Here is a 14356-nt window from a genome sequence, read left to right on the forward strand (position 1 = left end):
TAATAAAAATACAGATTCCACACTCCACTGCGTTCCGCTGAATGACAAACCTACACCTAAAACACACCCATATTCTACAGATTTATAATTCAACGATGTTACGATTTCGCTTCATCCGGCATTCTGGTTTCAGATTCCGCCATTTTTTTCCTGGAAAATCTAGGCTGTAAAATTTTGGCAATCAAACCAGTCCACCCTGTCTGGTGAGATGCCCCGACTCCACGCCCATTATCCCCATGGAAATATTCATAGAATAAGATATAATCCCTGAAATCAGGGTCGGTTTGAAATCTTGAATACTGCCCGTTCACAGGACGGTTTCCGTTTTCATCCTTTAAGAATATTCTGGATAATCTTTTGCTTAAAGCATCTGCAATCTGATCCAGATTAAAGTAATTTCCACTTCCTGTAGGATATTCTACTAAAAAATCAGGGCTATAATAGAAAAAAAATCGCTGAAGGCTTTCAATAATTAAAAAATTGATGGGGAACCAAACCGGCCCACGCCAATTGCTGTTTCCGCCGAAAAGATCACTATCACTTTCCGCAGGAGTATATTTTACGCTGTAATCTGTTCCGTTTAAATTCAAATGATAAGGATTTTGTTCATATTCTTTAGACAATGCACGAACCCCATAATCGCTTAAAAATTCCTTTGGATTCAGCATCCTGTATAATAATCTTTTTAAACGATGACCACGCAAAAGAGAAAGCAAATGCTTTGAATCCTGCCCTTTTACTTCCCAATGAGAAACGAGAGCGGCCAGCTCAGGCTTGTTTTCCAGTACCCAGTTCATCCTGCTTTTAAAATTCGGAAGATTTTCAATCATCTCATCGTCAATCACCTCAACCGCAAACATAGGAATTAAACCTACGATAGTCCTTAGTCTTAAATACATGTGGCTGCAATCATTGGAAGCAAGAGCATCATAGAAGAATTCGTCTTCTTCATCCCAGAGGCTGAAATTTTCGTCCCCCATATTATCCAATGAGTTGGCAATGGACAGAAAATGCTCGAAAAACTTGGTCGCCATTTCTTCATACACCTTGTTGTATTGTGCCAATTCCAACGCAATTCTCATCATATTCAGGGCAAACATCGCCATCCAACTGGTTCCGTCCGATTGTTCAAGCTGGTCGCCATTCGGAAGCACTGCGTTTCTGTCAAAAACCCCGATATTATCCAATCCTAAAAATCCACCTTCAAAAATATTGTTGCCGTTATTGTCTTTTTTATTGACCCACCAGGTAAAATTCATCGTCAATTTCTGAAATGCACTTTCCAGGAACTCAATATCCGGTTTCTCTTTTAAATATTCGTCAATTTTAAAGACCCGGAAAGTAGCCCACGCATGAACGGGTGGGTTCACGTCGCTCAGATTCCATTCATAAGCCGGAAGTTGGCCGTTCGGATGCATATACCATTCAAAAAGGAAAAGCTTCAGCTGATGTTTGGCAAAATCAGGATCGATCAGAGAAAAGCTTATGGCATGGAAAGCCAGATCCCACGTTGCATACCAAGGATATTCCCATTTATCGGGCATGGAAATAATATGCTCATTGTTGAGGTGCTTCCAGTCATAGTTTCTTATCCTTTCACGGGATTTCGGAGGCTTTACTTCTGCCGGATCACCTTTCAGCCATTTTTCCACGTTATAATGATAGAACATTTTATTCCAAAGCAATCCCGCAAAAGCCTGACTTTGGACCATTTTCTCAACATCAGATGAGATTTCCGCCTGAATTTCCGCATAAAATTCATCTGCTTCTTTTTGTCTCCATGCCAAGATTTCATCAAATGCTTTAAAAGGCTGGGCGAGATCTTTATCCGTAATCCTGAATTCAAAGGTTTTGATTTCTTCAGCCTGAAAATATTCATCAATAAAAAAAGAGGCTTTGGTTCCTATATCTTTTGGATTGATGGATTGAGTATTCCCGTTTACAACAAATTCATTGATCCCGTCTTTGCAGTATTTGGATGTATTGGGTGAGCCGTACAGCTTTTCGGAGTTGGTTTCATTATCACAGACCAGGACTTTCAAAGATTGTTTGGCATATACATTTTTTACTTCCAGGTTTTTGTGGTTTACTTTAATACAATTGGCTTCTTCTGAGCATAATTGAGGTTTATAATCATCATATCCCCAACTCCATGTATTCCTGAACCAAATCGTAGGCAAAATGATCAATGGTGCCTTCTTTCCGGACTTATTGATAATGGTCAGTTTTACGAGCATATCTGACTGGCTTTCTTTGGCATATTCGATGAAAATGTCAAAATATTCGTTTTGATCGAAAATACCGGTATCAATCAGCTCATATTCAGGCTCCTCCTTGCTTCTTTCACTGTTGATTTTCAAAAGATCATCATAAGGAAAAGCGTTTTGAGGATACTTATACAGCATTTTCATATAAGAATGGGTAGGTGTGGAATCCAGGTAATAAAAATATTCCTTTACGTCTTCTCCATGGTTTCCCTGATCATTGGTCAAGCCAAAAAATCGCTCTTTTACTATTTTATCTTTCTTATTCCAAAAACCTATTGAGAAAACAAGCTGCTGCAAATCATCACAGATTCCGCAAATTCCTTCTTCACCCCATCTGTACGTTTTGGATTCTGCCATATCGTGTCGGGTATAATTCCAGGCATCTCCGTTGTTACTGTAATCTTCGCGTACCAATCCCCATTCTCTGTTGCTCACATAGGGTCCCCATTTTTTCCATGAGATATCCGGAATTCTTTGCTTTTCAGTCATAGGTGTATTGAGTTATGAGTTATGAATTATGAATTAGGTTTATAGCTAAGAGGATGTCAGGATTAAATATTGATAGTAAATTTAACCATAAGTTTTATAAAAATATTAGCTTAAACTTTGCTTTCGATACTCAACGATCAAAGTTAAGCTAAAGCCGAATACTCTTAACTTATAACTCTCAACTATAAACTAGTATCATCCTCCTGTAGAAAAGCTTTCAAAAGTGGTCATTCCACCATCAATAAATATACTGGCTCCGGTAATATAATCTGAGGCATCGCTTGCTAAAAACACAGCCAGATTACCGATATCCTGAGGCTGGCCGATTCTGTTATATGGAATGAGGGTAAGAAGGGAATTCATGGCTTCCTGTGTACTCCATGCATTGGTATTAATAGGTGTCTGAATAGCTCCCGGACAAATAGAATTAACCCGGATCTTATCCGCTCCATATTCCTGCGCCAAAGTCTGCATCAGCATTCTGATGGCACCTTTACTTGCAGCATAATTGGCATGTCCCGCCCAGGGGATCACCTCGTGTACTGAACTGATATGAATAATTTTTCCGCAGGCTGCGGAACGTGAAGTATCAATTCCCCGTCGTAAGAACTCTTTAATCGCTTCTCTTGCACAAAGAAACTGGCCTGTAAGATTGACTCCTATCACGGCGTTCCATTGATCGATGGTCATTTCCGTAAATTTTGCATCTTTCTGGATTCCTGCATTGTTGACTAAAATATCAACGGTTCCCAATTCTGCTATTACGTCCTGAAACATTTTGATCACCTGATCCTCTTTGGAAACATCACATTGGTAAGCAATCGCTTTTCCCCCTGCATCCGTAATCTCTTTTACAACTGTCTTAGCATCATCCAGAGATCTTTCGGAGGAGTGGTTGACAATAACTGCTGCTCCTGCCGAAGCGAGTGATTGGGCAATTCCGGTACCGATTCCGCTTGAAGCTCCGGTAACAATAGCCACCTGGTTTCGAAGTGATATTTCCATAGTTTTTGATTTGATGTTACTCAAAGTTAACAGAAAGTATCACGCCAAACAGAAAACAGGGAATTAAATTTTTCTTAAAGTTTTTTGTACATGAGGTATTGTGGTCCGTTTCTTCCGATCCTTGTTTTTCCTTCATAGAGGTATCCTGTTTTCAGGTATAATTCAAAAGCAGAAGTATTCTTTTTATTTACGGCCAGTACAACTTCATGACAATCTTTGAAATTATCTTTTATAAAGTCATCTATTTTCTGCATGGCCGATTTCCCTATGCCTTTTCCCTGAAGAGCGGGGTTAATGGATAATGAACGAACCAAAACCGAATCAGGATTATCCGTAAGATCGAATTTATCATCTCCAAAATCCAACACAAAAAAACCGGCTGCTTTTTCCCTATAAAAAATAGTCACGGGATGAGCCAGATCATCTTGTCTTTCTCTGATCCGCTGTAATGCCTCCTCTGCCATTGCCGTAAACTGTGATTGTGTTTCGTCCAGTTCGTAATTCAGGTCAGGAAGATCTTCGGGTTGAAAAAATTGTAAGCTGACCATATTAATGATGATAAATATCTTCGTACATCACTCCTGCACGGATTTCTATCGGAAGCTTGTTTTCTTCCGGGACAATCGGGCAATTGTAATCATGGGCGTTATAAGCGCAATACGGTTGATAAGATTGATTGAAATCCAATATAATGGTATTTCCTTTTTTAGGAATTCTCAAATCCATGTATTTTCCGCCGCCGTATGTTTCTTTTCCATTGGTGGCATCTCGAAAAGGTAAAAAAAGATAGTCTTTATATTTTTCCTGTTTGATAAGATCCAGACTTTGATATAAAGTGAGTGAGTATGGTTTTCCGTCCAGCTTAAAATTAACCCTGCCATATTCTATATAAAGCTTGGTTTTTCCGGAAGAGGTTGGAATTTCAAAAGGTATTGCATTTTCTGTTTTAGAAATTCGGGCGGCAACTCTGTATTTCAGGTCTACGGGAAAGAATGGATGTTCTTTAAAGCGAGCTAAATTATCTCCACGTAAAGGTGTTTCTTTTGGACTCAGATATTCTGCATTCAGTTCTTTCTGAAATTTTTTAATTTCCGCCATTTCTTTTGAATTTTTCTGAGCCAAAACAAACAATGGTAGGATCAGGAACAGGATTATATATCTTTTCATAAATTAATTCTTATATATTTTACAGGTTTTTCACTTCGTGAAGGTATTTTCTTACTTTTTTTTCTGTTTGTGCAGGATAAATGTAGTTCATTTTTTCCGAAAGCTCCATACCTATTTCGTGAACTAAATCTGCATAAGCAAATAAAGCGTTCCAGTTTTCTGCAATATTGCTTCCTGAAAAGGTGGTTTCAATTCTTTCCCAAAGCTCAGGAGACAGATATTTTCTGAAAAGCCTGCCGTGCTTATTCGTGGTAATTTTTTCCCAGTTATATTCGCTTGCAATATACCATTCCAGCAAAGGAACCAAATAATCTGTTCTAATCACATTTTCAGACATGAACTTGGCATAAAACAGATCCCTGCGCTTAAGACATTTGGCAACATAAGTGGTATCCCACCAGAAATCGTTGATCAATTGCTGAAAATGTTGTTCCGCAGGCTTTTGGATCATTACTGACGCATAAGTAGGAGGTTTCAAATGGGCAGTCAGAACATCTTTGTCAATCAAAACCTTATAACCTACATCCCAGTCTTCATTCAGGGTTTCCTGCTTTGTTTCTTGGATAAATTCTGATTTCGAGTATAATTTAAAGTCAACTTTCACATGATCTTCATACAATATCATTTTCATGGCATGCTTACCTCCGAAAAAGGTTTCGTCTTCTTCTACCATTGAAATCGGTTTTCCGAAAAGTTCCAGCCATTTTTTATCCTCCTTATACTGTTCCATATTTTCAAATACCAGTTCAATATCCAGATCACTGAAATCATCAACAGGAGCATACGGATTTACCAGAGAGCTGGTTAACAGAACAACACGGATATCGGGATTTTTCTCGGCCCAATCCAAGATCTGTTTCAATTTCTTTTCTCTGACTTCCATAGAAATTAATAGGCTTCTGAAATTTTAACTCTGTAAATATCTGAAGAGTTCCTTTTGATGGATTCTACGAAGAAACCGCCTTCTTCAGGAATGACTTCTTTAAGATCAAAACTTTTACAATCTCTTGGAAGCCCCGAAAAAACCAACGTAAACCAAAAATCCTGCATAAAAGGAACTGGCGTCCAATACGGGAATATGGAAATATTCTCTGCGTGGATCAGTTTGCTCCTATGCTCAGACTGATTATCGAAAAGATAGGTAGAATGCCAAATCCGGATCAGATTTCCCAAAAAAGGGGAAGCCGGAAAACAGCAATGCACAATCACTTGTTTCTCCTCTTCTACTTTAGTCTGAAGGGATTCCAGGATTTCTTTTACAATGATCGGTTTTGTAATTGTTTCAGACATAATTGATGGTCAATTGTGAATAGTCAATGATTTCAAATGCCTATCGATTCACATTGACGATTCACTATTCACTTTTTTAATATTCTAATTCCAGTTTTTCTTTGGTATAATTTCTCACTTTCTTAGTAAGTTCAGGGTTTCCGGCCAGCTTTTGACCATAGGAAGGAACCATTTCCAGAAGTTTATCTTTCCATTCTCCTTCGAGTTTACCCGGAAAGCACTTTTCAATAACATTCAGCATGGCATGTACTGCCGTGGAGGCTCCTGGAGACGCGCCTAAGAGTGATGCTATCGTTCCTTTCTTATTCACCACTACTTCTGTCCCGAATTCAAGCTTACCGCCTTCTTTTTCATCCTTTTTAATGATCTGTACTCTTTGTCCGGCTACTTTCAATTCCCAGTCATCTTCTTTAGCATCCTTAATGAATTCTCTCAAATGCTGCATTCGCTGTGCTTTATTCATGGCTACCTGTTGGATAAGATATTTGGTTAAAGGTATATTATGCCACCATGCTCCAAAAAGAGATCTTATATTTTTAGTGTTGATACTCTCGGGCAGGTCCAGATAGCTTCCTTCCTTCAGAAATTTGGTTGAAAATCCTGCAAAAGGACCGAAAAGAAGAGCTTTCTTCCCATCAATAATTCTTAAATCCAGGTGAGGAACGGACATCGGCGGGGCGTCTACCGTTGCCTGCGTATACACTTTTGCATGATGTTTTTCCACAAGCTCCTGATTATGAGTTACCAGCCATTGTCCGGAAACCGGAAAACCTCCATAACCTTCACTTTCTTTAATATCAGAACTGTCTAATAGCGGTAATGCATATCCACCAGCTCCAATGAAAACAAAATCCGCCACTATTTCCTGCTTATGGTTATGGATCCTGTCCTTTACTTTCATTTCCCATTTTCCGTCCTCGCGGGGATCAATGTCTTTTACTTCATGATACAGGAATACCTCTACATTGGAATCTTCAAGCAAATGTCTGCCCATCTTTCTCGTTAAAGTCCCGAAGTTGACGTCTGTTCCCATGTCCATTTTAGTGGCTGCCATGGTTTCAGATTGGTTTCTTTTGCTCATGACCAGGGGAATCCATTCTTTAAGCTTTTCATGATCTGTAGAAAATTCCATTCCGGAGAATAGAACAGATTGTATCATTTTTTCATGGCGTTTTTTAAGATACCCTGCATCTCTTTCGCCAAACACCAGGCTCATATGCGGGCAGGAATTAATGAAATCTTTAGGCTGTTGTATATATCCTTTGGTGATCAGATAAGCCCAAAACTGCTTAGAGATCTCAAACTGTTCTGCGATACTTTCTGCTTTGGAAATATCAATGGTTCCGTCTTCTTTTTCAGGAGTATAGTTCAGTTCACAAAAAGCGGAATGCCCGGTTCCAGCATTATTCCAAGCTGCGGTACTTTCTTTAGCAAATCTTCCCAGCCGTTCAAAGATGGCAATTTCCAAATTGGGATCAAATTCGTGAAGTAAAGTGGCTAAAGTGGCGCTCATAATTCCGCCTCCTATGAGGACAACATCATAGGCAGGTTTAGGTGTTCTGCTTGTGAGTGAATGTGACATAAACTGTATTTTTATCACGAATTTCGTGAAAAGTTTTAAGAATGGGAATGTGTTTAACGTTTTTAACACGTTAATTTTTCTTCAAAAAAAGCCATAAAAAACACCAATGAATTTCATTGGTGTTATTATATAGTTCAATGGAATTATTAATTCAATTTTGTTGTAAGCTTTCTGAATTGTTTTTCGGCATTTTTGCCTTCATAAAGGATTCCGTAAATCGTATCGATGATCGGAAGTTTAAGGCCTTTTTGTTTCGCTGTTTTGTAGATGGAATCTGCCGCATAATATCCTTCCGCCACCATATTCATGGACTGGATCGCAGATTTTACGGTGTATCCTTTTCCGATAAGATTTCCCAAGCTTCTGTTTCTTGAGAATAATGAATAAGCGGTTACCAAAAGGTCTCCCAAATAAGCGCTTTCGTTGACGTCTCTCGGTGCTTCATAAATGGCTTCCAGGAAAGTCTCCATTTCACGGATGGCATTGGAAACGAAAACTGCCGTAAAGTTATCTCCATATCCCAATCCGCTGGCAATTCCGGCTCCGATGGCAAAGATATTTTTAAGGATCGCGCTGTATTCATTCCCTAAAATGTCTTTGCTGGAATGCACTTTAATAAAATCGGAATTAAAAATATTTTCCAGCTTCTCTGAAGTTTCATCTTCTACAGCGGCAATCGTAAGGTAAGATAACCTTTCCATCGCCACCTCTTCTGCATGACATGGCCCTGCAATAACCGCCTGGTTTCTAAAACCGATCTGGAATTCATCTCTCAGGTAATGAGCTACAACATCGTTGACTTTGGGAATGATCCCTTTAATGGCAGAAACAAAGATTTTGTCTTTATAATCACAGTTCATTTTATCCAACGTATCGGAAAGATAAATGGACGGCGTTGCCAATACGATAATATCACATGCGGAAACCAGTTCGTTAATATCCGTTGTAAGTTTCAGCGATTTAAGGTTAAAAGTAGCTGCTGTAAGGTAAGTAGGGTTATGACCACGAAGTTCGATGGCTCCTTTCACAAATTCGCTTCTTACACACCAATGCACTACTTTACAGTTTTCAACCAGCATTTTCACAATAGCCGTCGCAAAACTTCCGCTTCCTACTACTCCTACGGAAACTTCGTTTTTATTTTTTTTCGGACCTGAAGATTCTGAAATTGTTTTCTTTTTCGCCATAATTGAAATGTGAACTGCAAATATATTAAAACAAAGACGTAAGAAAGCTTTTGATGTATGATAAAATCCGATTTCTGAAAAAATTAACACTTGAACACAATTAAATATTTAATTGGGCGTTAAATACAGAAATAACTAAATTTTTGTTAAAAATAACCCTCAAAACTTATTTTTAATTAAATTTGCACGCTTTTAAAAACCGTTATTTTAATACTAAGAGAAGAAATATGAAGAAATTTCTAAACAGCAAAAAGAACATAAATATCCTTCTCGGAGGACTTTTATTAGTAGTTTTTGCGCAAGGTATTTTCATCGCTAAACTGTTTTCCGAAAGAGATGACAAAATGTATGAAGTAAACCTTGTCAAAATAAACACTGAAAGAGACAGTGTAGATTACTTAAAAATGAAAACGGATCTCACTTTAGTAGATCAGACCGTAACGCAGCTGAATTCATTCCTGAAATCAAAAAGCATCTCTAATGAAAAACTGATGATCCTTAGCCAAGACAGTATTTCCAATTCTGTTTACCTGGCGAAACAAGCCAACCGATACAGCCAATATTTAATGGATTTACAAAATAAACTGATGCAGGTCCCTTTGGGAATGCCTACAGACGGATATATTTCGTCTAATTTCGGCATCAGAAAAAATCCGATTCCTTTTAAAAGGGTTTTTGCTTCTGTAAAATCTCCTTCAACAGGGTCTAAAGCTGCTCCTGCTGTTGCTTCGGCGTCAAAACCGGAAGTAAAAGCTGAACCTGTTGAAAAAACAATTGAACTTACAGACAGCTATGGAAATAAAAGAGAAGTAAAAGTAATGGTAACTCCAAAAGCGAATAATACCGCTGCTGCCCCAACTTCTACAAGTTCTGCTAAATCTGTTGCTACTACAGGCTCTAAAGTTTCAGCCGAAGGAAACAATCCACCTGCGGAAGCTGACCAGATGCAATTTCATAAAGGGCTGGATATTGCTGTTGCCTTTGGCTCCGATGTAAGAGCTGCTGCTGCAGGAACCGTAATTTTCTCCGGACAAAAAGGAGGTTATGGAAATTGTGTGATCGTTTCTCATGGAAACGGCCTTGCCACTCTTTACGGACATTTATCTCAATTGGTGGTAAAAACCAATGATAAGGTAAAAGTGGGTCAGGTAATTGCCAAATCCGGGAATTCCGGACGTTCTACAGGACCTCATCTTCATTATGAAGTACACAAAAACAATACTCCGGTGAATCCGAAATTATTTATGAACTTATAAAATAAAAAAGCTTCGGCGGCTGTCAAAGACAGCCGCCGAAGCTTTTTTATTCATCTGGATTTACTATTCTAAAATTTTCAAAGTCCCTTTAAGGTGTAAAAATGATCAGTCCGTTCCAGCAATATTCGTATAGACTACGTTATTGCTATAATCCTGTACATGGGTGACATTGTCTCCTCTTTTGGGTTCATGCCAATAGACCATGAAGACATTTTTAGCCACTTCAACGGCTGTATACTGCACGGTGTCCGTAGCACCTTTCAAAGTGCCTTCCGTACCTACAAAAGTCATTGTTTTATGATCTTTAAATTCCAGGACAAATTTCATTCCGCCCAAATCGGCTTCCACTTTTCTTCCAATCGCCGGATAAGGAGATTTTAAATCCCATTTCATTTTCCCGAAAAATACTTTTACGCCCATCCCCAATTCGTCTTTTCCGGGAAGATTTGGATATTTGTTCAGCAAGAACTTTATGGCGTCATCTGATGATTTATTTCCTGTAACTGCCTTTTTATAATTTTCCAGATAGCTTTCAACAAAATCAAGGGCGTTTGGAGAAAGGGATTGTTTGGCAAAATGAGATGGAACTACCTGTTCCGGTTTTAATGTTTTCATAGCATCGATCTGTCCGATCCATTGATCAATGGCTTTTTCATTTTGTGTATCCGCCATCCAAAGATGAGAGTCTGTAGAAACTGAAATTCCGCCTACGATGGTTTTGATGGAAGGGATCCAAAGGAAACTATGGGCAGGATCTTCCGGGTTTTGTCTGATCTCAATTTTATTTCCTTCGAGATCGGGAATTGCATTCACAGCTTCAGGAACGATAATTTCCGAAGGGGCGTCTTCTTTCAGTTGCGGTTTCCAAACAGCCAGTTTATCATCTTTTGACGCTGAGATCAAATAAGCGGTTTGGGCTGTCGAAATAATTTTTGCTTTCGGAAATGCTTTCTTGATAACATCGAGCCCAAAATAGAAATCCGGATCGCTGTGAGAAATGAAAACAGTTGTTAGATTCTTTCCGGTTGCTTTTATTTCTTTAACCAATTGTTCTGCATATTGTTTCTGGAATTGGGCATCAACAAGTATGGCTTCTTTATCACCATAAATAATCGTTGAGGTAATCGGGAAAATGGCTTTTGTCCCCGGATTATAGACTTTGATTTTTAAGTTGCCTGCTAACAGAATACCTGTAAAACCAAGCAATAATAAGAGTGAGAATAATTTCTTTTTAAGTATCATTTTATTTTTTTTGAGTTGATGATAAAGGGTTAAATTTTTATCTTTCAACCACCAAAGTCACAAAAGCTATGTGAAATGATAAACACTTTTGTGTCTTTTGTGGTTTGATTATCATATTAATAAGCTGCGGTAAAACGTTCGCGGATGTGGTTGTTCTGTTCCAATTCATCTACTAAAACAACGGCAACATCTTCTACAGAAAGAATACTTCTTCCATTTTCATCGAATACCGGAGTTTCTAAAGAAGTTCTGTAGTTTCCTGTTCTTGTTCCTATGTTGGCTGCATTCATTTCTATTGCCGGGCTGAAGAACGTCCAATCCAATGTATTGTTTTCTTTGATTTTATTTAAATAATCTCTTGCTGCAGCTGCTCCCGGTTTGTAAGCCTCAGGGAAATCCGGGGTATCAACAATCTGGATGTTATCCGGAGTATAAAGGCTTCCTGCTCCCCCCACAACTATCAGCCTTTTCACGCCTGACTGCTCTACTGCTTTTTCAATATTTTCAGATCCTGTAAGGAAATCCTGGTAAAGATTCGGATTGGTCCATCCCGCATTAAAGGTACTGATCACGGCATCGCTTCCTTTTAAACCTTCCGCAAGTTCTTCTACATTATTAATATCAATGCTTTTGGCGGTTACTTTTTCGTTCTGCTGAATTTTAGAGGCATCTCTTACAATAGCCTGTACTTCATATCCTCTGTTTTCCAATTCTTTCACTACGTGCGAACCTACAAATCCTGTCGCACCGATTACTGCTACTTTTTTCATATTCTTTTATTTTTAATTGTAATAATTTTTGTTACATTTATGATTAAAAAAAATTTATTGAAACTGATCACTGAACTCTTTCAATGATTTATTTCCTAAAAACCTGATTACCAACTGATCTGTTTCATCAAAAAGAGTGTTCAAATGAACGTTGATTTCCTTTCCGACACTGCAAGCCGGATTAGGATTCTGATTTTTCTTTCCTAAAACTTCGGTATTCTTTACTGCCGAATAAATTTCAGAAATACTGATGGATTCAGGATTTCTGGCAAGCCTGCTTCCTCCTTCTTTCCCTTGTCTGCTTATAATTAAGCCAGCTTCTCTTAAAACACTGAGCTCTTTGCGAACAATCACAGGATTTATATTGATACTACCTGCCATCCACTCAGAAGTTAACCATTCCTGAGGGCTTTTTTCCAGTAGAGTCATAATATGTACTGCCGTAGCAAATCTTGTATTGTTCATTGTAATTACGAGGCAAAGGTAAAACAAATTTTTAAATGTAACAAATTTTATTACATTTATTTTTTATCATAAGATCAAACGGTCCAGATCCAGTAATAAATAATTGATATTCTGATTAATGGTTCTTGTCGCCGACTGCATCTGATTGAGCATTGCGGCCCGGTTATGAAGATCGTCTGCTCTGTAAAATCCTCCGTCACTGAAGATAACAGACTGGTCTGCTGCCTCCTTGTTATCATCAAACTGATAATGAAGCCATCTTTCTTTCATATTCTGAATGATCGAATGAGATTCTTTGTTGGAGAACTTCTTTTCAGTATACATATACCAGATGAAAGGCGGGAAATTGGGGGATTCCAGTTTTTCACGCCAAATATCTCTTAAAAGATTTCTCTGATGGATAAATTCCACTTTTTTGCCTTTTGGATTTAAAGTGGCTAATCCAAAACCGGCTCCTAAAGCTCCTCCTCCAATATCTACAGCACTGCTCCATCCGTCATCTTTAATGATACCTCCTGCAATGGAAGCCGCTGCTCCGGCAACAATTGAATATAAAATGAGTTTATTATTTCTGGAATCATTGAGGTTATCTACATAATTCCCTATTTGTGCCACTCTTTCTCCCTCACAATCGAATTCTGCGGCTACAGCATCAAGCTCCGTTAAGGCAATCGTAATTTTGCTGTTGATCTTGCCTTTAAGTTGCAAAACTTTTACCTGGGAAGTGATGGCTGAGTCTTTTTTAAGCTTGATGATCTGGTGAACTTCATCAAGGTTGTCCAATGCATTTAAAATCAAAATACTTTGATCGGAGAACATTCCTCTCAATTCCTTATTGGCCGTTAAAATAGAGTCTGAATTATACGAAGGTATTGTATTGGTATAATTATATTTGAACGGAGCTTTGCAGTAACTGTCTTTCAGGGTAAGAATATTTTGTTTAATCGTCTGATTCTTTTTGGATACACAAGAAGTCAATACGCTCAAGATCGCAATAAGGTAAAATATTTTTTTCATTCAATCTATTTTTCAACGGATGATCACAAACAACAGCGTGAAGCAAAAAGGTTTATCAATTGTTATACTAATATAATACAAAATAAAAAATTGACCTTAGTACTGGTCAATTTTAATTTATATTTAAGGTACTCCTTATTTTATATCTAATAGCTCAACTTCAAAAACCAGCGTGCTGTTAGGTCCAATCTCTTTGCTGATCTGCTGATCTCCATATGCCAAATGTGGTGGAATGATCAGTCTCCATTTGCTTCCTACAGGCATTAACTGAAGGGCTTCTGTCCATCCTTCAATCACCCTGTTTAAAGGAAAAGAAGCCGGTGTACCTCTTTTTACAGAGCTATCGAAGATTTTACCGGCAATGGTAGTTCCGTGATAATGACATTTCACTGTGGATTTCGGACCTGGTTTCGGGCCGTCTCCTTCGGTAATGATTTCATACTGCAAACCGCTTGGCAATTGTACCACGCTTTCTCTTTTGCCGTATTCTTCCATATAGGCTTTCCCTTCCTTAAGGTTTTTTTCCGCCTGCTCTTTTTTACGTTTGGCTAATAAATCTGACACTCCCATTGTTGAATATTTTTACAAAGATAAATTAAAAATAACAAGTGCTTTCCAA

General features: G+C 38.3%; 14 protein-coding genes. 1 reads left to right on the forward strand and 13 read right to left on the reverse strand.

From position 1 onward, the window contains the following. Positions 1 to 98: 98 nt before the first annotated feature. The 8 genes from ACGHIN_RS05495 to ACGHIN_RS05530 all read right to left on the reverse strand — a co-directional run bounded on the left by ACGHIN_RS05495 (position 99) and on the right by ACGHIN_RS05530 (position 8987). Positions 99 to 2756 carry an MGH1-like glycoside hydrolase domain-containing protein gene (locus ACGHIN_RS05495; protein WP_390451549.1) on the reverse strand — a complete coding sequence of 886 codons (2658 nt, stop codon included), beginning with the start codon at positions 2754 to 2756 and terminating at the stop codon, positions 99 to 101. A gap of 195 nt (positions 2757 to 2951) precedes the next feature. After that, positions 2952 to 3761 carry a glucose 1-dehydrogenase gene (locus ACGHIN_RS05500; protein WP_390451552.1) on the reverse strand — a complete coding sequence of 270 codons (810 nt, stop codon included), beginning with the start codon at positions 3759 to 3761 and terminating at the stop codon, positions 2952 to 2954. A gap of 74 nt (positions 3762 to 3835) precedes the next feature. Continuing rightward, entirely contained in the window at positions 3836 to 4309 is a 474-nt protein-coding gene (locus ACGHIN_RS05505; RefSeq protein ID WP_390451554.1) for a GNAT family N-acetyltransferase, read from the reverse strand. Position 4310: 1 nt separating this feature from the next. Then, positions 4311 to 4928: a DUF1684 domain-containing protein gene (locus tag ACGHIN_RS05510; RefSeq protein ID WP_390451555.1), complete on the reverse strand. Its 618-nt coding sequence runs from the start codon at positions 4926 to 4928 to the stop codon at positions 4311 to 4313. Between the two features lie 19 nt (positions 4929 to 4947). Beyond that, a complete protein-coding gene (locus ACGHIN_RS05515) occupies positions 4948 to 5811 on the reverse strand; it encodes an AadS family aminoglycoside 6-adenylyltransferase (RefSeq protein ID WP_390451557.1) in 864 nt (287 codons plus the stop codon). A 5-nt stretch (positions 5812 to 5816) separates the two neighbouring features. After that, on the reverse strand, positions 5817 to 6218 hold the full coding sequence (locus ACGHIN_RS05520) for a hypothetical protein (RefSeq protein ID WP_390451559.1): 402 nt from the start codon (positions 6216 to 6218) through the stop codon (positions 5817 to 5819). A gap of 76 nt (positions 6219 to 6294) precedes the next feature. Next, complete coding sequence (gene mqo / locus ACGHIN_RS05525; RefSeq protein ID WP_390451561.1) at positions 6295 to 7800, reverse strand: malate dehydrogenase (quinone); 1506 nt, start codon at positions 7798 to 7800, stop codon at positions 6295 to 6297. Between the two features lie 146 nt (positions 7801 to 7946). Next, positions 7947 to 8987 (reverse strand): NAD(P)H-dependent glycerol-3-phosphate dehydrogenase, encoded by a 1041-nt coding sequence (locus tag ACGHIN_RS05530; RefSeq protein ID WP_390451564.1) that lies wholly within the window; start codon positions 8985 to 8987, stop codon positions 7947 to 7949. 227 nt (positions 8988 to 9214) lie between these two features. Between ACGHIN_RS05530 and ACGHIN_RS05535 the strand changes: the two genes are divergently transcribed. Continuing rightward, positions 9215 to 10243, forward strand: coding sequence for a M23 family metallopeptidase (locus ACGHIN_RS05535; RefSeq protein ID WP_390451566.1), 1029 nt, complete (start codon positions 9215 to 9217; stop codon positions 10241 to 10243). Positions 10244 to 10348: 105 nt separating this feature from the next. On the opposite strand, the gene ACGHIN_RS05540 is transcribed toward ACGHIN_RS05535, so the two are convergent. The 5 genes from ACGHIN_RS05540 to ACGHIN_RS05560 all read right to left on the reverse strand — a co-directional run bounded on the left by ACGHIN_RS05540 (position 10349) and on the right by ACGHIN_RS05560 (position 14307). Then, positions 10349 to 11485, reverse strand: a complete 1137-nt coding sequence (locus tag ACGHIN_RS05540) for a MoaF-related domain-containing protein (RefSeq protein ID WP_390451568.1) — start codon at positions 11483 to 11485, stop codon at positions 10349 to 10351. A gap of 116 nt (positions 11486 to 11601) precedes the next feature. Beyond that, on the reverse strand, positions 11602 to 12255 hold the full coding sequence (locus ACGHIN_RS05545; RefSeq protein WP_390451570.1) for an NAD(P)-dependent oxidoreductase: 654 nt from the start codon (positions 12253 to 12255) through the stop codon (positions 11602 to 11604). Positions 12256 to 12309: 54 nt separating this feature from the next. After that, on the reverse strand, positions 12310 to 12720 hold the full coding sequence (locus ACGHIN_RS05550; RefSeq protein ID WP_390451571.1) for an Rrf2 family transcriptional regulator: 411 nt from the start codon (positions 12718 to 12720) through the stop codon (positions 12310 to 12312). A gap of 66 nt (positions 12721 to 12786) precedes the next feature. Next, positions 12787 to 13737: a hypothetical protein gene (locus tag ACGHIN_RS05555; protein ID WP_390451572.1), complete on the reverse strand. Its 951-nt coding sequence runs from the start codon at positions 13735 to 13737 to the stop codon at positions 12787 to 12789. 135 nt (positions 13738 to 13872) lie between these two features. Continuing rightward, the gene (locus ACGHIN_RS05560; RefSeq protein WP_123262713.1) at positions 13873 to 14307 is read right to left on the reverse strand and encodes an FKBP-type peptidyl-prolyl cis-trans isomerase; all 435 of its coding nucleotides are present in this window, start codon (positions 14305 to 14307) and stop codon (positions 13873 to 13875) included. Positions 14308 to 14356 lie beyond the last annotated feature (49 nt).

Source organism: Chryseobacterium barbadense (assembly GCF_042849955.1).
GTDB lineage: Bacteria > Bacteroidota > Bacteroidia > Flavobacteriales > Weeksellaceae > Chryseobacterium.

What these genes read in the sequence shown, in the direction of transcription:
- ACGHIN_RS05495 (WP_390451549.1), bottom strand. Translation starts at nt 2,756, where the DNA reads ATGACTGAAAAGCAAAGAATTCCGGATATCTCATGGAAAAAATGGGGA.
- ACGHIN_RS05500 (WP_390451552.1), bottom strand. Translation starts at nt 3,761, where the DNA reads ATGGAAATATCACTTCGAAACCAGGTGGCTATTGTTACCGGAGCTTCA.
- ACGHIN_RS05505 (WP_390451554.1), bottom strand. Translation starts at nt 4,309, where the DNA reads ATGGTCAGCTTACAATTTTTTCAACCCGAAGATCTTCCTGACCTGAAT.
- ACGHIN_RS05510 (WP_390451555.1), bottom strand. Translation starts at nt 4,928, where the DNA reads ATGAAAAGATATATAATCCTGTTCCTGATCCTACCATTGTTTGTTTTG.
- ACGHIN_RS05515 (WP_390451557.1), bottom strand. Translation starts at nt 5,811, where the DNA reads ATGGAAGTCAGAGAAAAGAAATTGAAACAGATCTTGGATTGGGCCGAG.
- ACGHIN_RS05520 (WP_390451559.1), bottom strand. Translation starts at nt 6,218, where the DNA reads ATGTCTGAAACAATTACAAAACCGATCATTGTAAAAGAAATCCTGGAA.
- mqo (WP_390451561.1), bottom strand. Translation starts at nt 7,800, where the DNA reads ATGTCACATTCACTCACAAGCAGAACACCTAAACCTGCCTATGATGTT.
- ACGHIN_RS05530 (WP_390451564.1), bottom strand. Translation starts at nt 8,987, where the DNA reads ATGGCGAAAAAGAAAACAATTTCAGAATCTTCAGGTCCGAAAAAAAAT.
- ACGHIN_RS05535 (WP_390451566.1), top strand. Translation starts at nt 9,215, where the DNA reads ATGAAGAAATTTCTAAACAGCAAAAAGAACATAAATATCCTTCTCGGA.
- ACGHIN_RS05540 (WP_390451568.1), bottom strand. Translation starts at nt 11,485, where the DNA reads ATGATACTTAAAAAGAAATTATTCTCACTCTTATTATTGCTTGGTTTT.
- ACGHIN_RS05545 (WP_390451570.1), bottom strand. Translation starts at nt 12,255, where the DNA reads ATGAAAAAAGTAGCAGTAATCGGTGCGACAGGATTTGTAGGTTCGCAC.
- ACGHIN_RS05550 (WP_390451571.1), bottom strand. Translation starts at nt 12,720, where the DNA reads ATGAACAATACAAGATTTGCTACGGCAGTACATATTATGACTCTACTG.
- ACGHIN_RS05555 (WP_390451572.1), bottom strand. Translation starts at nt 13,737, where the DNA reads ATGAAAAAAATATTTTACCTTATTGCGATCTTGAGCGTATTGACTTCT.
- ACGHIN_RS05560 (WP_123262713.1), bottom strand. Translation starts at nt 14,307, where the DNA reads ATGGGAGTGTCAGATTTATTAGCCAAACGTAAAAAAGAGCAGGCGGAA.